General features: G+C 42.0%; 18 protein-coding genes. 7 read left to right on the top strand and 11 right to left on the bottom strand.

The window, feature by feature from the left end:
• Positions 1-172: 172 nt before the first annotated feature.
• The 4 genes from recG to tgt form a co-directional block, all read right to left on the bottom strand.
• Positions 173-2,263 carry an ATP-dependent DNA helicase RecG gene (gene recG / locus COR50_RS09205; RefSeq protein WP_262496298.1) on the bottom strand — a complete coding sequence of 697 codons (2,091 nt, stop codon included), beginning with the start codon at positions 2,261-2,263 and terminating at the stop codon, positions 173-175.
• Positions 2,264-2,391: 128 nt separating this feature from the next.
• Positions 2,392-3,747: a citrate (Si)-synthase, eukaryotic gene (locus COR50_RS09200; RefSeq protein WP_232516325.1), complete on the bottom strand. Its 1,356-nt coding sequence runs from the start codon at positions 3,745-3,747 to the stop codon at positions 2,392-2,394.
• 116 nt (positions 3,748-3,863) lie between these two features.
• Complete coding sequence (locus COR50_RS09195) at positions 3,864-4,949, bottom strand: LptF/LptG family permease (protein ID WP_157760713.1); 1,086 nt, start codon at positions 4,947-4,949, stop codon at positions 3,864-3,866.
• 70 nt (positions 4,950-5,019) lie between these two features.
• Positions 5,020-6,153: a tRNA guanosine(34) transglycosylase Tgt gene (gene tgt / locus COR50_RS09190; protein WP_232516324.1), complete on the bottom strand. Its 1,134-nt coding sequence runs from the start codon at positions 6,151-6,153 to the stop codon at positions 5,020-5,022.
• A gap of 152 nt (positions 6,154-6,305) precedes the next feature.
• Here tgt and COR50_RS09185 point away from each other — a divergent pair, with 152 nt between their 5' ends.
• Positions 6,306-7,442, top strand: coding sequence for a glycosyltransferase (locus COR50_RS09185; protein WP_098193713.1), 1,137 nt, complete (start codon positions 6,306-6,308; stop codon positions 7,440-7,442).
• Positions 7,443-7,476: 34 nt separating this feature from the next.
• The gene (gene rsmG / locus COR50_RS09180; protein WP_098193712.1) at positions 7,477-8,109 is read left to right on the top strand and encodes a 16S rRNA (guanine(527)-N(7))-methyltransferase RsmG; all 633 of its coding nucleotides are present in this window, start codon (positions 7,477-7,479) and stop codon (positions 8,107-8,109) included.
• 549 nt (positions 8,110-8,658) lie between these two features.
• Here the strand turns inward: rsmG and COR50_RS09175 are convergent.
• Positions 8,659-9,558 (bottom strand): cation diffusion facilitator family transporter, encoded by a 900-nt coding sequence (locus COR50_RS09175; protein ID WP_098193711.1) that lies wholly within the window; start codon positions 9,556-9,558, stop codon positions 8,659-8,661.
• A 374-nt stretch (positions 9,559-9,932) separates the two neighbouring features.
• Here COR50_RS09175 and COR50_RS09170 point away from each other — a divergent pair, with 374 nt between their 5' ends.
• The 5 genes from COR50_RS09170 (at position 9,933) to COR50_RS09150 (ending at position 13,687) form a co-directional block, all read left to right on the top strand.
• Positions 9,933-10,493: an RNA polymerase sigma factor gene (locus COR50_RS09170; protein ID WP_098196159.1), complete on the top strand. Its 561-nt coding sequence runs from the start codon at positions 9,933-9,935 to the stop codon at positions 10,491-10,493.
• Between the two features lie 11 nt (positions 10,494-10,504).
• Positions 10,505-10,915 carry a hypothetical protein gene (locus COR50_RS09165; RefSeq protein WP_098193710.1) on the top strand — a complete coding sequence of 137 codons (411 nt, stop codon included), beginning with the start codon at positions 10,505-10,507 and terminating at the stop codon, positions 10,913-10,915.
• Positions 10,916-10,960: 45 nt separating this feature from the next.
• Complete coding sequence (locus tag COR50_RS09160; RefSeq protein ID WP_098193709.1) at positions 10,961-11,170, top strand: hypothetical protein; 210 nt, start codon at positions 10,961-10,963, stop codon at positions 11,168-11,170.
• Between the two features lie 149 nt (positions 11,171-11,319).
• A complete protein-coding gene (locus COR50_RS09155; RefSeq protein WP_098193708.1) occupies positions 11,320-11,880 on the top strand; it encodes a DinB family protein in 561 nt (186 codons plus the stop codon).
• 376 nt (positions 11,881-12,256) lie between these two features.
• Positions 12,257-13,687, top strand: coding sequence for a matrixin family metalloprotease (locus tag COR50_RS09150; RefSeq protein ID WP_098193707.1), 1,431 nt, complete (start codon positions 12,257-12,259; stop codon positions 13,685-13,687).
• Positions 13,688-13,958: 271 nt separating this feature from the next.
• Here COR50_RS09150 and COR50_RS09145 read toward each other — a convergent pair whose 3' ends face one another.
• The 6 genes from COR50_RS09145 to COR50_RS09120 all read right to left on the bottom strand — a co-directional run bounded on the left by COR50_RS09145 (position 13,959) and on the right by COR50_RS09120 (position 19,700).
• The gene (locus COR50_RS09145; protein WP_098193706.1) at positions 13,959-14,813 is read right to left on the bottom strand and encodes a hypothetical protein; all 855 of its coding nucleotides are present in this window, start codon (positions 14,811-14,813) and stop codon (positions 13,959-13,961) included.
• A gap of 286 nt (positions 14,814-15,099) precedes the next feature.
• Positions 15,100-16,977, bottom strand: a complete 1,878-nt coding sequence (locus COR50_RS09140) for a M1 family metallopeptidase (RefSeq protein WP_098193705.1) — start codon at positions 16,975-16,977, stop codon at positions 15,100-15,102.
• A gap of 102 nt (positions 16,978-17,079) precedes the next feature.
• On the bottom strand, positions 17,080-17,604 hold the full coding sequence (locus COR50_RS09135) for a hypothetical protein (RefSeq protein ID WP_098193704.1): 525 nt from the start codon (positions 17,602-17,604) through the stop codon (positions 17,080-17,082).
• Positions 17,605-17,763: 159 nt separating this feature from the next.
• Positions 17,764-18,483, bottom strand: coding sequence for a 16S rRNA (cytidine(1402)-2'-O)-methyltransferase (gene rsmI, locus COR50_RS09130; RefSeq protein WP_098193703.1), 720 nt, complete (start codon positions 18,481-18,483; stop codon positions 17,764-17,766).
• Positions 18,484-18,597: 114 nt separating this feature from the next.
• On the bottom strand, positions 18,598-18,843 hold the full coding sequence (gene purS, locus COR50_RS09125; protein ID WP_098193702.1) for a phosphoribosylformylglycinamidine synthase subunit PurS: 246 nt from the start codon (positions 18,841-18,843) through the stop codon (positions 18,598-18,600).
• Positions 18,844-18,932: 89 nt separating this feature from the next.
• Positions 18,933-19,700 carry a CDP-alcohol phosphatidyltransferase family protein gene (locus COR50_RS09120; RefSeq protein ID WP_098193701.1) on the bottom strand — a complete coding sequence of 256 codons (768 nt, stop codon included), beginning with the start codon at positions 19,698-19,700 and terminating at the stop codon, positions 18,933-18,935.
• Positions 19,701-19,758 lie beyond the last annotated feature (58 nt).

Genomic DNA, 19,758 nt, shown 5'->3' with positions numbered 1-19,758 from the left:
CGGACAGCTAGTCCAAATTGTTACGGTTCCGTTCAAATAACTGGAAGCTAGTATTTCATATCATCATCAAAAACAGGTCGCAGACTAACTAACCGAATCTTCTAGGGATAACGTCTTTGCTTAAACGAATAAAATTACTGTCCTCTTTTATAATAATATAACGTGAAAACCGTTAAGAAATTTTGCTCCAGTTCGATTTTGAGCGTTGGCGGGTCAAAAATTCATGCAAGTTTCTATGCTGGGGTAGTTCCAGGGCAGGGTCTTTCTCCAGGATACGTTCGGCGGTTTCCCTGGCCGCGGCCAATATTACCTTATCTTCCACGATATCAGCAATCCTAAGATCCAAGATGCCACTCTGCCGTGTACCTTCAATATCTCCCGGGCCCCTCAATTCCATATCCTTTTCAGATATAATAAATCCATCATTTGTTTGTACCATTACCTTGATTCTTTCCTTGGAATCATTCCCTAATTTATTACCAGTCATCAATATACAATAAGATTGTTCGGCGCCTCTTCCTACCCTACCCCGCAATTGGTGTAATTGTGACAAACCGAAACGTTCCGTACTTTCAATTACCATTACAGATGCATTGGGAACATTTACACCTACTTCGATTACCGTGGTAGCTACCATGATCTGGGTATCACCGGTTATAAAGCGGTGCATATTCGTTTCGCGTACGTCAGCAGGCTGTTTTCCGTGCACCATGCTGATGTAATATTTCGGTTCGGGGAAAAAGGCTTTCACTTCTTCATAGCCCCGCATCAGGTTCTCGTAATCCATTTTTTCCGAGTCTTCGATCAACGGATAAACTACGTATGCCTGCCTGCCTTTACGGATTTCATCCTTAATAAAATCCATTACCTGGGCTCTTTGCACCTCGTTTCTATGAACGGTTGTAATTGGTTTCCGTCCAGGCGGCATCTCGTCAATTACTGAAACATCCAAATCCCCGTAAACAGTCATTGCCAGTGTACGCGGGATCGGGGTAGCAGTCATAACAAGAATATGGGGCGGTGTATTGTTTTTTTGCCAGAGCCGGGCTCTTTGCGCTACGCCGAACCGGTGTTGTTCATCGATGATTGCCATGCCGATATGCTGGAATACCACTTCCGGCTCCAACAGGGCATGCGTACCGATGAGGATATGTATTTCCCCGGCAGCTAATTCTGCTAATATCTTCTTGCGGGCCTTCCCTTTTATGGAACCAGTCAACAATGCCACTTTCAGGGGCATACCTTCCAGTAGTTCACTGATGCCTTTATAATGCTGTTGGGATAATATCTCCGTGGGCGCCATCAAGCAAGCTTGGAAGCCATTATCAATTGCCAGCAGCATGGTTAATAATGCCACTATTGTTTTGCCGCTGCCAACATCCCCTTGCAACAAGCGGTTCATCTGTTTGCCGGCCTGGGTATCTTGCCGTATTTCCTTCAATACCCTTTTCTGCGCCCCGGTGAGGGGGAAGGGTAAGAAAGTATTATAGAAATTGTTGAAATGGTCACCGACGTTTTTAAATATAAATCCTTGCGATTGCTGTTGGCGCCTTAACTTTAAGCGGAGTATCCTGATTTGGGCGATGAAGAGTTCTTCAAACTTGAGCCTTCGTTGCGCTGCCCTCACATCATCATCATTGGCAGGGAAATGGATCTTGAAATACGCGAGATGTCGCGGCATCAACTTAAATTGGGCGGTAACATCCGCCGGGATATTTTCCTGTATTTCTGTTGGGGCTAATTGCTCCAGTAAGTTTTTAGTTAGTTTGCCGATGCCTTTAGCGGTTAATCCCCTGGCTTTCAATTTCTCGGTAGTAGAATATACAGGTTCTAAAAATTGTTTGCCCCCGGCAATTTCTTCCGTCAATAAGTCCATCTCCGGGTGGGAGATTTGCAATGCCCCGTTAAATGAAGAAATCCTACCGTAAACCAGGTAATTTACATTTTCGCGGATGGATTTCTGCACCCATTGGTGGCCTTGGAACCAAACGAGTTCCAACTCCCCCGTTTCATCCCTCAGCGTGGCCACTAAGCGCTTGGCCCTATTTTCACCGATCACTTCCTTGTGAACGATCCTACCGCGCACCTGTACAAAATCCATCCCACCGTGGATGTCCCTAATTTTGTCGATCTTGGTACGGTCTACATAACGGAAAGGGAAATATGAGAGTAGATCGGCAAAAGTGTGAATAGCAAGTTCTTTCCTTAACAATTCACCTTTTTGCGGCCCTACCCCTTTTAAATATTCGATTGGGTTCGACAGTATGGAAGCAACGTAATTGATAGTTATTTCAATTTAAGAATCTCAAATATCGATAAGATTCTGAATAAATTAAAACAAAAAGGCAAACAGCGGGAAGCCATTTGCCTTTTCAATATATTAAATGAAGATTAATCTTCTATCGGTTCCAATTTTCCTTCGGCGAAAAGTTTCATCCATTCGGTGGTAACTGATTTCGGTCTTTCGATTGAAAGCCCGAGTGCGCGATCCCAACAAAGGGAGGCCAACACGCCTAATGCGCGGGAAACCCCGAACAACACGGTATAAAATTCGTATTCTACCAAACCGTAATGAACCAACAGGGCGCCGCTGTGTGCATCCACGTTAGGCCAAGGATTTTTAGCTTTACCTAGTTCTTTCAAAATGCCGGGAACGGTATCGTATACCATCCAAACGATACGAACCAATTCATCGTTCGGAAGATGTTTCTTTGCAAATTCCATCTGCGCCGTGAAGCGTGGATCCGTTTTACGAAGTACGGCATGACCGTAGCCCGGAACAACTTTACCTTCGGCTAAAGTTTTGCGAACGTATGCTTCGATCTGATCTTTAGTTGGCATTCCGCCACCCAGTTCTTCGCGCATGTCGAGAATCCATTTGATTACTTCCTGGTTGGCCAAGCCATGCAGGGGTCCGGCTAAACCATTCATGCCGGCAGCGAAAGACAGGTAAGGATCACTTAATGCAGAACCTACTAAATGCGTAGTATGGGCGCTTACATTACCACCTTCATGATCCGCGTGGATTGTCATGTAAAGGCGCATCAACTCGTGGAAATCCTCATCTTTAAAGCCGAGCATATGGGCGAAGTTCGAAGCCCAATCCAGTTCCGCATTCGGTTGGATATGTTGACCGTTTTTATACTTACGGCGGTAGATATATGCCGCTATACGTGGCAACCTCGCGATCAGGTTCATCGCATCTTCGTAAATATAACTCCAGTAATCTTTCTTGCTGATTCCTTCGGAATAAGCTTTCGCGAAAGCGGATTCGGTTTGCAATGCCATGATACCAACGGTAAACATGGTCATCGGGTGAGTATGAAGCGGTAATGAATCTATTGCGGAAAAAACGTGTGTGGGAACATGGGATCTTCTACCAAATACAGAAGAGAGGAATTGAACATCAGCTTCGGTGGGAAGCTCCCCGATTAACATCAAGTAAAAAAGACCTTCGGGAAGTGGTTCTTTACCACCGGGTGCTTTCGGAAGTTTTTCCCTTAACTCCGGGATGGAATAACCCCGGAAACGGATTCCTTCATTTGCATCTAACAGGGAAGTTTCAGTCACTAAACCGGTAACACCGCGCATCCCCTGGTACACTTGTGCCAAGCTAACCTCATCAACTTTGGTAGAGCCATGATTCTTAATTAACTCCTTGACTTCAACGCTGAGCTCGTCTGCCTTCTCTTTGAACTTTAGCTTGACGTAGCTCATAGGCTGTTGCTTCTCAATATTATTACTCATTTGCCGCTAATTTGGTATGTAAAACAAAATCGATCAATTAACAAAAATAAGAAAATTCCGAGGGAACTAGATCAAAAAATCCCCCCGATTCGTTACAAAATTGTTATAATTCGGGCTTATTTTGGCGCTTTTCTATATAAATAGATCGCCAATCCACCGAAAATGAAATTGGGTATCCAAACTGCCAATAAGGGGTTCAAGGATGCTTTCGTGGCAAAAACCGTGGAAAATTGTAGGAATAATATATAAAGTGCACTGATCACGATGCCCAAGGCCATATGGAACCCGCTCCCTCCGCGTACTTTCCTGCTGGCCAAGACAGCCCCGATGATGGTTAATACGATGATCGCGAATGCTGCCGATGTTCTCCGGTACAATTCTACCTTAAAGGTAGATAGTCCTTCGCTGCCCCTAATTTCTTCCCGGGCGATAAATTTCTTCAACTCGGGCGTGGTCATTGCCTCCTCGATGTTCTTTTCATCGACCACCAGCTCTGACGGCTCGAAGGGTATTTTCAACAAGGTATCCGGAACGGTTGAAACATGTTCTCTCAACCCGTCTATCCGCCGCATTGAAACGCCGGTCAATTTCCAGGCTAAATGTGCCGTGTCGTAATTGGCCCTGTCGGCCCTCATTTTAAAAAACACCTTTTCATCGCGGATTCTTTGGAGCAGGAAACTTGAACCGTAGTTTGCCTGCCGGTCAAAATAACCTAATGTAACATAGGTGATCGTATCGATCCTGAAAGTCCTGTCCACGATTTTCCCTTTATTCTCATCCGGTTTGTCAACGTATTTCCTTTCAAAAGTAGTCCTGATCTTGTTGGCAGCCGGTACAACGTACTGGTTGGCAAACCATAATACGACGGCAAACAGGATCGCCCCCACCCAGTAGGGCCGGAGAAATCTCCTGAAGCTCACCCCTGCACTCAATATGGCAATTATTTCGGTTCGGTATGCCATCTTGGAAGTAAACAGGATAACAGAAATGAATATGAATAAAGGAAATAAAAGAGCAACGATATGCGGGATAAACCCTATATAATATTCGAATACAATCTGCTTGAAGGTAAGATTGTGTTCGATGAAGTTATCGACCTTTTCCGTAATATCGATTACCACGGAAATGACGAGCAAAACCATCAAACAGAAAAGGAAAGTTCCTATGAACTTCCATAAAATATACCAATCTATTTTTTTCATATAATGCCAGGCGCTAATAATATAAAGGTGCCATTTCCACCCCATTTGCGCAACTAAATTATAAGATTTATTATAATCTTTGCCTCAATTGCTTTACCATCCCTTCTTTCCAAGCTGCGAAAGTTCCTTCTAGAATCCTTTTGCGGGCTTCTTTAACCAGTTCCAGGTAAAATGCTAAATTATGAATGCTGGCCAATTGCATTCCTAAAATTTCCCCGGCGGCAAACAAGTGACGCAAATAGGCTTTCGTGTATTTACTCGTTGCAATGCAGGGGCTGTTCGCATCGATCGGCGTAAAGTCGGTCGCCCACTTCTTATTTTTTATATTAATAACTCCCTGCCAGGTAAATAACATGCCGTTACGGCCGTTCCTGGTAGGCATTACGCAATCGAACATGTCTACCCCCAGGCTAATATTCTCTAAAATATTCCAGGGTGTTCCTACACCCATCAAGTACCTGGGTTTTTCTGTGGGCAAAATATCGCAAACCAATTCGCACATCTCGTACATATCTTCTTCCGGTTCTCCCACGCTTAGGCCACCGATGGCATTTCCCAGGCAATCTTTAGATGCAATTACCTCCGCAGAAATTTTACGCAGATCTTTATAAGTGCTTCCCTGCACGATAGGGAATAAGGCTTGTTCATATCCATAAATAGGATCGGTGCCCTTGAACCTACGGATGCAGCGGTCGAGCCAACGGTGGGTTAGCTCCATCGATTGCTTCGCGTATTTATATTCTGATGGGTAAGGCGGGCATTCATCAAAGGCCATGATAATATCTGCCCCGATGACGCGCTGGGTATCCATCACGTTTTCCGGGGTAAAAAGATGGCGAGAACCATCTATATGCGATTGGAAAACACAGCCTTCCTCCTTGATCTTCCTATTATTGGCCAATGAAAACACCTGGTAGCCGCCGCTATCGGTCAATAGCGGTCGTTCCCAACCGTTAAAACCGTGCAAACCACCTGCTTGACGCAAAATTTCCAAGCCCGGCCTTAAGTATAGGTGGTAGGTATTGCCCAGGATGATTTGTGCATTTATCTCTTCGCGCAATTGTTCCTGGGTCACGGCCTTCACGCTGCCTACCGTTCCTACCGGCATGAAAATCGGGGTTTCGATCTCCCCGTGAGCCGTTGTAAGCTTTCCGGCTCTTGCCTTGGAAGCCGGATCTTTGTGTAAAAGTTCGAATTTCATCATTTCAGCCTGCAAAAGTATTTCAAAGTGAGCAAAAAAAGCGGATAAGTATTTGTATGCTTGCCGAATATTGTATTTTGTGATGAAAATTGCCTTTAAGAAAATTTTTATCAAAGAAATATATAGATAAATAAAAACATATATTTTTGCCCCGTATGTTGGATAATTTAGGGCTTATTATTTTTTACTGTTTTGCCGCAGTTGCAGGTATACAGGTATTATATTACCTGTTTGTTTTTTCTCGCTTAGCATTCTACAAACGCCAATTCGATGAGTCGGCCAAGCCGGAAGTACCGTTATCGGTCATCATTTGTGCTAAGAATGAAGAAGCCGTATTGCCTAAAACATTACCGCAGGTGTTGGGGCAGCGTTACTTAAATGGCGCCGGCCCGGAATACGAGGTAATCGTGGTAAATGATAACTCCGAGGATGATACCAAGTATTATTTACGTTCTATAGAACCGGCTTATGCTCATTTCAGGCACATCGAGATCAAGCAATCCGCGAAATTTATACCCGGCAAAAAATATCCCCTTTCCGTCGGTATTAAAGGGGCTAAGCACGATACCCTCGTGCTTACAGATGCGGATTGTAAACCCAGCAGCACTTATTGGCTGTCTTATATGAGCCAGGGCTTTGAAGGCGACAAGGAAATTGTACTCGGATACGGTCCTTATTATAAAAAGAAAGGATTCCTCAACAAAGTAATCCGGTACGAGACTTTTTTTAGCGCCATGCAATACCTGTCTTATGCCATGAGTGGTATGCCGTATATGGGCGTTGGCAGGAACCTCGCTTATAAAAAAGATCTTTTCTTTAAAAATAAAGGCTTCACGACCCACCAACATATTGCCTCCGGGGATGATGACCTGTTTATCAACAAGGTGTCTAACGCTAAGAATACGGCCGTAGTAATCGATAAAAACGCCTTTGCATTCTCCGAACCAAAAGATTCATGGAAAACATGGTTCAGGCAAAAAACCAGGCATATGAGCACGGGCAAGCATTATAAATTTGGGCATAAACTGATGCTAGGCATATTTTCGTTAACGCATTTCCTCTTCTATCCCTTATTTATAGCGGCCATATTTTATCCGCCGATGCAACAAATTACCCTGGGCATCCTCGGCGGTAAGTTATTGATACAAGGAATTATCATGTTTTGCGGTATGAAAAAGTTAGGGGAACAGGATCTATTCTGGTATAGTTGGTTCCTCGATATCTTCATGTTGCTATATTATATTATCTTCACGCCCGCATTACTCTTTAAGGCTAAATCTACCTGGAAATAGCTCATCATCCGGGGAAATGCGTGAAATTTGTGTTATGGAGATAATAAACCAATATTTTAGTGATTTTTCACCTCGGCAAACCGAGCAATTTGCAGCATTAGAAGGCTTGTACAAGGAATGGAATGAAAAAATAAACGTCATTTCGAGGAAGGATATTGATTCTTTGTACGAAAAACATGTGTTGCATTCTTTAGCCATCGTGGCAACCGGCGATTTCCCGCCGGGCAGTCAAATATTAGATCTCGGTACCGGTGGCGGTTTTCCCGGGATACCATTGGCAATTTATTATCCTGATATCGAGTTTCACCTCGTAGATTCCATCGGAAAGAAACTCAAAGTAGTGGAAGCTGTAGCGGAAGAACTGGGCTTAAAAAACATTACGACGGCACATATGCGTGTCGAAGATATTAAGAACCGTAAGTTTGATTTCGTTGTTTCGAGGGCCGTAGCGCCTTTAAAGGATCTATGGCGATGGAGCAAACCGGTTTTAAAGAAATCCTCTCCAGAATTTTGGAAATCCATGAAGCATGGGCTGATCTGTTTAAAAGGTGGCGATTTAGCTCAAGAAATATCCGAAAGTGGTTGCAGACCCATGTTGACGGAAATTTATGAATTGTTCCCGGAAGAGTATTTTAAAGAGAAATACGTGGTTTGCGTTCCATGTTAGAATAGTAAGCATTCTGTAGCCATAGGTTTTCGAAACCTGTTTTTCGTGTTTGGGCTTTCTAACCCATTTTCGAAACAACCTGAAACCTTCGTTGGTTCGAACTTCCAAACTCTTGTTCCCGCCTGGTGCAACGTTCAACCGGGAGAACATCTTGTTTGGCAGCATTATCCTACAATTGACAGTTCGTGGTGCAAGGAGTAAGTACTATTTCGTTTCCGGAACAATTGTGAATTTCCTCAATTCGGCGTGGGTCCGAGCTTGGAAGCTCGAACCAGCAAGACTTTAAGGCTTTGATGAGAAGTATTCACATTTATGAACCCAGATTTCCAGCACTTATTGTTTCTTGCGTGGGTCTGAGCTTGGAAGCTCTAACCAGAAAGACTTTCGGGCTTTGATGGGAAGTATTCACATTTATGAACCCAGATTTCCAACACTTATTGTTTCTAAGACCGGACTTACATTTGAAACAACAAACCGCTCATGGAGAATCAAATTTGGTTGCACTTGAAATCCAACAAGTATGCGCCTATGACTCAAACAACATGCCACTCAATAACCAAGATCATCATCGGTATGTTTCAATTCCAATTCCAAGGTGGCATGCCGAATACCGAGGTGTTCTAATACGTGCTTCAGTTCATTTTTTATTTGATCCATCCGTTCCGGGTTTAGCCCCGGTTCAATTTTAACATGTGCCGTCAGCGCATTATCCGTAGTACTTACCGCCCAAATATGAAGATGATGCACATCTCTCACCCCGCTAACTTTTTCCATTTTGCCACGAACAGTCTCCAGGTCAATATTTCGCGGAACACCGTCGAGCGACAAGATTAAGCTATCGCGTAATAAGCCGTAAGTACTCCACAGGATCACCAGTATAAAAACCAAGCTAATGACAGGATCTACCCAGGTCCAGCCTTTCCATAAAATAATTAACCCGGCCACTACGGCACCCAGAGAAACAAGGGTATCTGCCGCCATATGCAGGTAAGCGCTTTTAACATTGAGATCTTTTTCTTTATCCTTCAAAAACAAGTAAGCCGTAAACGCGTTTATAACAATCCCGACGCCGGCTACTATCGCTACAGTTTTCCCGGCTACGGGTTCCGGGTTGCTAAATCTCCGGATCGCTTCATAGCCGATAATCCCAACTGCCAGCAGTAAAATCACGGCATTTAATAAGGAGATCAAGACCGTACTTTTCCTGTAACCGTAAGTAAACGTTTCATTAGGCTTCAACCTTGCCAGGCGAAAAGCGAGCAAGGATAAGGCCAGGCTAGCTACATCACTTAAATTGTGCCCCGCGTCGGAAAGTAAGGCCAAGGAACCGATCGCCAAGCCCATGATGGCTTCAAAGATGACATAGCCGATATTTAAACAGATGCCCCAGGTAAATGCTTTATTGAGAGCCGCAATAGAACGGTGATGTGTATGTGAATGATCGTGCATGTATAGTTGTTGGTTTACCAGTTGATAACAATATTCGAATTAAAAAGTCATTATTGTCCGACTAAATTTTCAATGAAAAAATTATGAGCTCCCTTGAAAGTTCGATTCAATGTCCACCTGCTCATTTCTTGGCAGGGCTACCCGGAATTTGAACCTAAGATCCTTCGCTTATACCCTTAACCAGGTAAGGAATTCAAGTAAATTTTAAGCAATTTTAGCCGGACAACCATGATAAAAAGCTATAATACTGATATACAGGGCTTTACACTTATAAAGTAAAAGATTTGAAAAAAAAGTTACAATTTTAAAAATATCCAGACAATTTGTTCGTCTTCCTTATTAAGATGAAAGAGTTGCTTCTCATAAAACCCAACATGGCAACGGAACAAGACCAGCGCATACAACAGACTGTTCAGAAGGAACGGAAACGTTTGCTACAATTTATCCAAAAGAGGGTAGATAATATGGCGGATGCGGAGGATATATTGCAAGATGTGTTCTTTCAATTTACGCAATACCTGAGGCTCGGTTCACAAGTTGAATCCATTACAGGTTGGTTGTTTGCCGTCACCAGGAATAAAATAACGGATTGGTTCAGGAAAAAGAAAGAACGTAGTTTCAGCGATGAGCAAGTGGTGAAAGAAGATGGGGAAGATGCTTTATCGCTCGCGGATATCCTTCCGGATATGCAGGCCGAAACGGATGCTCCCCTTATTCGGAAAATCATCTCGGAAGCCATCATGGAAGCGGTAGAACAATTGCCCGAAGAACAACGCTATGTATTCATTCAACATGAAATCGAAGGGCGATCTTTCAAGGAGCTGGCTGAAGAAACAGGGGTTTCGGTTAATACCTTATTATCCCGGAAGCGATACGCGGTATTGTATTTAAGGGAAAGATTATTATCAGTTTATCAAGAATTATCAACGAAATAAATTTATTCAAAATGAAAAGGTTCACCTGGGTGAAATTAATCAAAGGAATTGTCTGCGCGGTAGCGATCGTGGCGGTAATCGGTACGGTTACCAAGTACCTGTGGAATTGGCTGATGCCCGAGCTATTCAATTTGCCCGTGATCACTTTTTGGCAAGCCTTGGGGTTATTCCTGTTAAGCAAATTGTTGCTCAGCGGGTTCCACAAAGGCGGCGGTGGCCACAGGAAGCATTGGCGCGACAAGATGGCTGAAAAGATGAAGCACATGAGCCCCGAGGAGCGCGAGAAGATGAGGGAAAAATTTCAGAAATGTTGGTCTAAAGCTAAATATGAAGATTTTTTTAATGAAACGGCCCATGAAACAAAACCGCCGGTCGAAAATAAAGATGCGGCCAACAAAGATCCGGAGCCTCCGCTAACCTAACAGTATCATTTTCAAAATTTACCACATTACTAAAACCTACCCACTATGATTGGCATATTCAAAACTAATATCGCCACTCCCGAGGCGAAGTCTACCGTGCTGGATGCTATTCAGAATAGTTTCGAAATAACTGCTTGCAATGTTGATATCGAGGATTGTGACCGCGTGTTAAGAATCGTGGACTTAAAAGTTCCCGAATCGACTGTAATTCATTTCGTTAGGGATATTGGTTACGATTGCGATGTACTCGAATAATGCCATTTATTCGTCATTCTACCGCGGTCATCACCATTCATATGAAAAAAAGATTAATTTAGCCTAAACCAGCCCGACATTGGAATTATAAAGGCAAATGCTAACTATTTACCTATATCTTTATTGGTTACTATGAAAATCTGCAAACCATGAAAAAAGCCATTATTCACGAACAGCTCATCCTACAATTCGATGCTTTCGCAGACTATATCCAAAATTTGTCTGTGCATCGTTTTACGGTTTCCCCGGAAGGCAAGTGGTCGGCAGGGCAACAATTAGATCATCTCATCAAAAGCACCAAACCAGTTAACTCGGCATTAGCTTTACCCAGGATGTTATTGCGCTTTTGGGGAGCCCCCAAGAGACCGACGATGACCTATGACGAAATCGTCACTGAATATCAACAGGTACTTTCAGCAGGTGGCCATGCAACGAAAATGTATATGCCAGCTATCGTCGAAGGGTATCAAAGGGAAGCCTTGTTGAAACAGTTTATCCAGCAAAAAGACCGTTTATTGCAATTATTGAGGCAATGGCATGAAGATGATCTGGATAAATATTTGTTGCCGCATCCGTTGATGGGCAAAATCACGATCCGCGAAGTGATGTACTTCACTATTTACCACACCCAGCACCATCTGCAATCATTGAAACAGCGCGATCAGTTGAATCAAAGCTGGAGTGATCAATTGGAGCGGATCTTCCAGTAGAGATTCCTTTGCACTAAACCAGAAGTTAACTTATGACTAGAACCCACATCCAGTCAAAGGAATTTCAAATACACTTTCTTTAATCAGCTTTATCCATGCTAAGTTTCCTATTCACTAGTAGTGATTAAAACGTGGGTAGGTCAATATATATTCAATATCACTTCTTAAAAATTTACTAGAAAGTTAAGAAAGGGGTTCAAAATACAAGTTCTCCTAATATTATTCTTGCTGAATTTAGCGTGAAATAAAAATTTTTCATTATTAAAAAGATATTTATCGAATATATTTTATTATATTCATATTATATATAATTACATATATTTAACCCAAATCCCAAGTCTATTTAATTAAGTTAATCCGTAGTAAAACCCTTATTATGAAAAAAATTTACGTGATTTTTCTCTCATTCATTTTTATTTCAGGCAATCTAATAGGCCAAGTAAAATACGATGATGGCCCTATTAACACTAGTTCTTCCTTTGCAGTCAATGGCGATTGGAATAAAACTAATATTAGCTTCAATTTTATGAATGGAACTAGCGACATAGCCGGAGACAATGAAAAAGATGCCATCAGGGAAGCCTTTAAAATTTGGCAAGACTATACGAATTTAAATTTTACAGAAGTTTCATCTGGTGGGGATATTCAAATATCTTGGGCAGTTTTAGATCATGGCGATGGCTACCCATTCGACGGATCTAATCCTATCCTTGCGCATGCCTTTTATCCCCCCCCGTTAGGTGGATCATTAGCAGGAGATATACATTTTGATGATGACGAAACTTGGACAAACTCAGAAAGATTAGGTACGAGCTCACAACCTATTGATCTTGTAACTGTTGCTGCTCATGAAATAGGGCATGCAATTGGGTTAGCACATAGCAATGACACTGACGCTTTAATGTATCATACTTATTACGGTTCACACAGATACCTAGGATCGGATGATATTTCAGGTATTAGAAGCATTTACGAATCTAAATCTGCTGTAATTTCTAATAATTACACATGTTCGGGAGGAGAGTTTAACATAAGAAATTTACCAACCGGAGCAACAATAGAATGGACAAGTTCACTAACAGGAGCAGCAACCATAAGTTGTAGTAATTGCCAATCATCGATTCTTACATGGAATGGTTCTTCGAGTGGTCAAACTACTATTAGTGCTCAAATAACCCTTCCTACTGGCGATATTGTCACAGAATCAAAGGATGTATATATTGGAACTATAAATGGTGCGTATTCCATTAAATATTTTTCTACACCTGAACCTACTTGTTATGACCTTTGGTCAATACACGTGTTTAGACCAAACTATATTTCGGGGGAAAGCACATCTGATTTTCAATGGGGATATCGTCTCATAGGGCAAACAGGAGAAACATTAGCGCCTTCTCCTAGTTATGATTATACATTCTTACCCGCCAGCGCAGGTACTTATGAGATATTCATGAGGCCACAGAATGCATGTGGAACAAGTATGAATGAAGCTATAAAAACCATAACTGTTGAAGAAACTTGTTTCAGTGGTTGGGCTAAAATTAGCACTTTCCCTAATCCGGCAACTAGTCAAATCCTTATTCAGATTGATTCCGAAAGCAAAGAATCAAGCAGAGCCAAAGTATCAAACATAGAGGTCTCCTTAATAGAAATGAATACCGGAAATATCTCAAATAAATGGAATCTAAACTCAGGTCAAAAAAGTTATACTCTGGATCTTAAAAATATTAAATCAGGTATTTATATTTTATCTCTCAAAAAAGGTAAGCTTATCACTTCGAAAACTATAGTAATCAGAAAATACTAAATATTGAATTAAAGGTTGAAATAAACAGCATTAAATCCTTATTTCAGTATTTAATGCTGTTTATTTCCCCAACCAATTCATATTTATAGCATCTTACAGATTTACATATACCATCCTTTAACTAGAATCAATTTGCCAGAATTGAATTCCACTTTTTGCTATATCTATTATACATTCGCATGCTAGCGAAGCCCATTCCAATCTGAATATTCAATTCCTTAACGAGTGAAGAAGTATCTCATATATTTTAATAACACTTTTACTAATATAATTATTCTATTTCCATGTAATACATCCTTGGGCCTATTACGGGAGTGGAACTATTATTTACGTTTTTATAATCAATCGAAGAAGGTACCGTTTCATGTTCTTCGAAGTGATTGGTTACCTCGTACTTATAGTTATATACAATATTTTCGTTAGGGAAATCCGCTGATATTATATTATTTACACTGATCCTTTTAAGCATCAATGATTCCTGTACATTAGGTTCTAAAATCATGAACCATGGACATTTTTTCCGTATAAGATAATAAGGGTTGGTTGTCTTTTCATCATAGGTAAACGTTATGGTTGAGTCATAATGATTTTGATGCTCCACTGCCACCAGGTTCCCTGATTCAAAATGGTAAGTTGTTGCCGCCAAATAATTCACGCTATCCTTATGCTTTTGAGAAATCATCCAAGTATTCCCATCCCCGGACCACTCTACCTTGGTAATGAAATTAAAGAATGGTTCCGGGGAATAGATTAAAGTATGTTCATCAGGGTAAGTGTATTCTGCCCAATGTGCTACTTCATGATTGGCATTCAAAAAATTAGCCTTTTCAAGACGTCCGTTATTATCGTATAAATATTCTATAGAACTTAACATATCACCATTCAAGGTATTATATACCTCATGGTATAAAATCCTGTTATTATCATCGTAAATAAAAGAATCGATCGTAATCCCTTCTTCATTTACACAATGTGTCAATAAATGGATATTATCAATCTTAAATTCACTTTCACCGCTTCCCGGCCCGTTATCATCAGACTTTGAGCAAGAAGATATTACAGTTAACAAAAGAAGACATACAATAGAGCCTGGCAGAACTTTTTGAAGGTTCAGTGAAATTTTCATAGTACGGTTATTTAAAAGTTATCAAATGAGGAAAATTTAATTTCCCGGTTCATTAAATACATAAAACGCAAGGGATTTTTTCGCAATTATCAAGGCATAGGTATAGTTAACAACTGGGTATTAACATTCGGATCGTTGAAAATCATTTTGATACTTGCGATTGCACTTACTAGTCTGCGCTAAAATATAAAATTACCGGGACAAAGTGATAGCTACACCTTAATTAAAAATACGAAACCCGGCACTAGCAAGCGCCGGGTTTCATTATAAACTTTTTCAATGATCATCAATCTACATTATAAACATTATTCTCCCTGTCCACATCCGCCATTCTCTGGCTCGGGTCTATTTCCAGCGATTGAATTTCATTCTTTGGCATATCAATGACACATTCGTAGGTTGGGGAAGTCCATTTCCAGTTTGCATGTTCCACCCTCGTCATACTTGGATCTTCATTAGGCTTGTTATTAAACATTAAACCAAGTGGAATATAGTGCATAATTTTCTTGCCGTCTTTCGTAGTCAATACCAGGTCAATCGGCATCGGCATTTTCCCAACGCGGGCCAAGGTTACCACGGTTTTACCATTTCTTTCTTCTACGCTTTGAATACCGTAATCAATATGCTTGGTAGAATAAACGAAATAAAGTTTATACCAATCCAACTGGATGCCGCTTTGTTTTTCCATCACGCGGATAAAATCATTCACATTCGGATGCTTAAAGCGCCATTCCCAATAATAATTCAACAAACCTTGATCCCTGTTAGCCGCACCGATGATGTAACCTAATTGCTCCATGAATACGGCACCTTTGCTATAAGCAGTAATGCTGTAGCCCATATTGGTATTATAATGATCGCTATGCGTACTCATCGGCTCTTCCAAACCGTTGCCGGTTAAATAGAAATAGCTTCTATAACTATTTTGTAAAGGCCATTTACCTTTCAATGAAGGTGTCGTGTTATAGATAATATTATCTTCTGCAAAAGTTGTAAAACCCTCATCCATCCAAGGATACAGGCTTTCGTTTGTTGCCAACATGCCTTGGTACCAACTGTGCATCCATTCATGAACGGCTACGCCGTATAAACCTGCCATGGTGCCATTGCCTAGGATCAATGTTGCCATCGGGTATTCCATACCGCCATCGCCACCTTGAATGAAGGAATATTGCTTGTAAGGATAAGGTCCGAAATGCGCTTTTGCATAAGCGTATGCTTCCGCCATTTTCCCGGGCAAGTGTGGCCAAGTATCTTTTGTCTTATCGTTCTCGATATAAAAGAAATGCGCTGTAAAACCGTCGATCTCCCGGGTAATGTGCTTGTATTCAGGATCCGCGGCCCAAACGAAATCGTGCACGTTAGGCGCCACGAAATGCCAAGTCATTTCTTTGCCCCGCGGGCGTTTCACGCTTGAACCGGCTTTCTCATATCCATATCCAATTTCTTGCGGGTTTTGCAAGTAACCGGTTGCTGCCAATACATATTTTTGGTCGATAGATATCTTTACATCGTAATCTCCCCATACGCCGTAAAATTCACGCGCGATGTAAGGATCGGGGTGCCAGCCCTCGTAATCATACTCTGCCATTTTAGGATACCATTGCGCCATCGAATAATCAACGCCTTCTTTATTATCCCTGCCACTTCTCCGGATTTGAACCGGCACTTGCGCTTCAAAATCCATATCGAAAGTTACGGTGCTATGCGGCAATACCGGTTGCGACAGATCAACGATTAAAACGGTTTCATCTGTCGTGAATTTTTGGCTTTTGCCATTCAATTTCAATGACAAAACTTTTTGATAACCGGTTTCTGAAGGCGACAGTTTGGAAATACGATCCATCACCCTGCCATCCCAATCGTAGCGATTATTTCCTTCCCGATCTTTACCGACAACGATTTTGCCCAGTTCACGGCTACGGGTATCCATCATGCTATTAGGCTGAAATGCGTTCCAATACAAGTGGTAGTACACCCTTTTCAAAGTGTCCGGGGAATTGTTCGTGTATTCCAATTTTTGTTTACCGGTAAAGCGATGGGTACTTACATCCATTTTGATATCCATATCATACTTCACCCTTTGTTGCCATCGATCAGATTGGGCCCATGTAGCAGGACAAAGCGCCACTATCAATAAGCCGGTTAATAAAGATTTTGTCATGATACCTATTTCCTAAAGTTTGGCTGCTAAAATACAAATTACCTTGTAAGCCAGGCTTGAATCTTACAAGAATGGGTTAAAATAAGGTTGAAACCGGGTTATTTATTCAATTTCTTGCATTTCGAGGTCGGAATCGGCCCCGTTGGTGGCTTCTTCTTTCATGAATACGAGATAATTATTCGTAGTTGTCGGTTGAAAAAAATCGATGGCTAATATTTTTCCCGTGCAGGCTTCTATGCTGAGACCGATGCCTTTACCGGGATATATGTCAACGGATTCCCCTACCTGTCCTTCTTCCATATTAAACTCCAAGATAGACTCCGGGGATGGCCAATGGTTAGGAACAATGTCTTCTACATATAACTCCTGGTAACATTTCAACTCGATCTTCATCCAATGCTCGTCCCTGTAAAAAATAGACATCGGGTTATGGGAAACGGGTAATTCGAAGGATTTCATTTCATAATGAACCAAGTTGGTTCCCAGCAATTTATCAACAGGCTCCTGGTTGTCTTCATCGAAGCAATATAAAAATTCAGACAAACTGAGCGATTGTGACAATTCAGCCCAACTATCGAGCTCAAAATTTTCAACAATTGACAATAAGCGGTTGCAAAGTGTGGTCATGATGCCATGAATTTCGAGTTGATAAAAGAAATTACCTCCGTGCGGGACTCATTACATGGTATTAGCAAGTATTTTAAAGATACATTTTTTCGCTTAATGAGAAAGTATTGCAGTGGGATTAATTATACACAGCAAGCGGATCATAGTGGATAAATGCCGTTATTCGCCACCGTCATCATCTTGGTAGCGGCTTTTTTTCTTGGACTTGGGATCGAATCCTTCCAGGACGATCACGATTTCCCCTTTTACCGTTTTGGCGGCAAAATAGTCATGCACTTCTTGCAAAGTGCCGCGTTTATTTTCTTCGAACATCTTGGTGAGTTCCCGGCTTACGCAACAATTGCGGCCGGCACCAAAGTAATTGATAAAATCGGATAATGTTTTAACGAGGCGCATCGGGGATTCGTAAAAAACGAGGCTTCTTTCGTCTTCAGCGAGCTGGGTCAACAAGGTATGTCTCCCCTTCTTTAGCGGGAGGAAACCTTCGAAGGCAAAGCGGTTCATCGGGAGGCCGCTATTCACCAAGGCCGGGACAAAGGCCGTTGCCCCCGGCAAACATTCCACCTTGATACCGGCTTGAATACAAGCTCTCACCAGTAAAAAACCGGGATCGGACACCCCGGGCGTACCGGCATCCGTAAGCAAGGCCATCGTTTTACCGGATTCAATTTGAGATACGAGGTGTTGTAAAACCTTGTGTTCGTTATGCTGGTGATATGGTGTAACGGGTTTATTAATATTATAATGCCTGAGCAATACACCGGAAGTACGGGTATCCTCCGCCAAGATCAGGTCTGCCTCTTCCAATATTTTTACCGCGCGGTAAGTAATATCGGAAAGGTTGCCAATGGGAGAAGGAACGAGGTACAACTGCGACATAATGCTACATTATAAAGTTTGAAACGCTGTAATTTACTTGCAGGCAGCAAAATAAACTACAGCGTTTTATAAAAGTAAACCAGCCGTACATGCTAAAAAAGCATGCGCTGATCCTTATTGAATCGTGATTTCGAAATATTCCATCACCTGGTTCGCCAATAATTTTTGGCTGGCCGCTTCCGCGATAGAGTAAGCTTCTTCCTTGCTGGCAGCTTCGATTTGCAAGCTGATGTGTTTACCAATCCTAACATCGTGCACGCCTTTCATGCCGAGGTTGTTCAATCCGCTCAATACTGCTTTACCTTGAGGGTCCAATAGTTCTTTCAGCGGCATTACATTAATTAGTGCAGTAAAAGTCATCTTTTAAAATTTTGACGCAAACCTACGTGTTTTTATACTAATTCGAAAGAGGCAAGCGGTACTTACCTGGTAAATTATTGGATAAACCCTTAAGCATCCTCGATTTTAGGAGGCATTACCAGGGATAAAATCACGTAGCTCGCAAAAATGATCGGTACGGCGAGGAATTTAAACACCGGGATACTGACAATCACGATCGCGATCACCAGGAAACGGGGCAGATTCTCCTTGGCCTTCAATTTTTTGAATTTCATGCTGATCATCGGTATTTCTGCGACCATCAGGTAACATAACACCGCGATGATGGCGTAAATAATCCAGATATTACCCAAATAATGCGCTACGTTATACTGATCATACAACATAATCAACGGAAAAGAGGCCACCAGCAAGCCAACAGCGGGTGTCGGCATACCGATGAAGTTCTCGCTTTGACGGGTATCCAGGTTAAATTTCGCCAGGCGGTAGGCCGCGAAACAAGGAACCAGTAAGGCGGGAGCTAAATTAACATACGAAACATCGAAGATATCGGGTTGCTGCATGTATGCGCTTCTCAGGATGCGGAACAGGATCATGCCGGGTACCACCCCGAAGCTAACAACATCCGCCAAGGAATCCAGTTCCTTCCCCACCGGGGATGACACTTTCAACATCCTCGCCACCATGCCGTCAAAAAGATCAAATACACCTGCCAGCACTACGAATACCGATGCCCAATATACAGGCGCGGGGTTCGTGACGGAATAATCCACGCCGTTAAGCTCCGTAAGCGTTTCCGGTGCATAGAGTACAAAAATGATCGCCATACAGCCACAGAAAAGGTTGGCCAGCGTCAGGATATTAGGAATTTGTTTCATAGTATATTAATGCCATTACATTTATATGCAATGTATTAAAGATATGCTTGTAATACAA

The organism is Chitinophaga caeni, from assembly GCF_002557795.1.
Taxonomy (GTDB): Bacteria; Bacteroidota; Bacteroidia; order Chitinophagales; family Chitinophagaceae; genus Chitinophaga; species Chitinophaga caeni.
Note: the sequence above shows the minus strand (reverse complement) of the source record. Positions and strands in the feature narration are given on the sequence as shown.

Excerpts from the sequence above, each read along its gene's own strand:
- COR50_RS09145 (WP_098193706.1), bottom strand. The coding sequence starts at position 14,813 with ATGAAAATTTCACTGAACCTTCAAAAAGTTCTGCCAGGCTCTATTGTA.
- COR50_RS09120 (WP_098193701.1), bottom strand. The coding sequence starts at position 19,700 with ATGAAACAAATTCCTAATATCCTGACGCTGGCCAACCTTTTCTGTGGC.
- COR50_RS09170 (WP_098196159.1), top strand. The coding sequence starts at position 9,933 with ATGGCAACGGAACAAGACCAGCGCATACAACAGACTGTTCAGAAGGAA.
- COR50_RS09135 (WP_098193704.1), bottom strand. The coding sequence starts at position 17,604 with ATGACCACACTTTGCAACCGCTTATTGTCAATTGTTGAAAATTTTGAG.
- COR50_RS09195 (WP_157760713.1), bottom strand. The coding sequence starts at position 4,949 with ATGAAAAAAATAGATTGGTATATTTTATGGAAGTTCATAGGAACTTTC.
- COR50_RS09185 (WP_098193713.1), top strand. The coding sequence starts at position 6,306 with ATGTTGGATAATTTAGGGCTTATTATTTTTTACTGTTTTGCCGCAGTT.
- COR50_RS09155 (WP_098193708.1), top strand. The coding sequence starts at position 11,320 with ATGAAAAAAGCCATTATTCACGAACAGCTCATCCTACAATTCGATGCT.
- purS (WP_098193702.1), bottom strand. The coding sequence starts at position 18,843 with ATGACTTTTACTGCACTAATTAATGTAATGCCGCTGAAAGAACTATTG.
- COR50_RS09165 (WP_098193710.1), top strand. The coding sequence starts at position 10,505 with ATGAAAAGGTTCACCTGGGTGAAATTAATCAAAGGAATTGTCTGCGCG.
- COR50_RS09140 (WP_098193705.1), bottom strand. The coding sequence starts at position 16,977 with ATGACAAAATCTTTATTAACCGGCTTATTGATAGTGGCGCTTTGTCCT.
- rsmI (WP_098193703.1), bottom strand. The coding sequence starts at position 18,483 with ATGTCGCAGTTGTACCTCGTTCCTTCTCCCATTGGCAACCTTTCCGAT.
- COR50_RS09175 (WP_098193711.1), bottom strand. The coding sequence starts at position 9,558 with ATGCACGATCATTCACATACACATCACCGTTCTATTGCGGCTCTCAAT.
- COR50_RS09200 (WP_232516325.1), bottom strand. The coding sequence starts at position 3,747 with ATGAGTAATAATATTGAGAAGCAACAGCCTATGAGCTACGTCAAGCTA.
- COR50_RS09150 (WP_098193707.1), top strand. The coding sequence starts at position 12,257 with ATGAAAAAAATTTACGTGATTTTTCTCTCATTCATTTTTATTTCAGGC.
- rsmG (WP_098193712.1), top strand. The coding sequence starts at position 7,477 with ATGGAGATAATAAACCAATATTTTAGTGATTTTTCACCTCGGCAAACC.
- COR50_RS09160 (WP_098193709.1), top strand. The coding sequence starts at position 10,961 with ATGATTGGCATATTCAAAACTAATATCGCCACTCCCGAGGCGAAGTCT.
- tgt (WP_232516324.1), bottom strand. The coding sequence starts at position 6,153 with ATGATGAAATTCGAACTTTTACACAAAGATCCGGCTTCCAAGGCAAGA.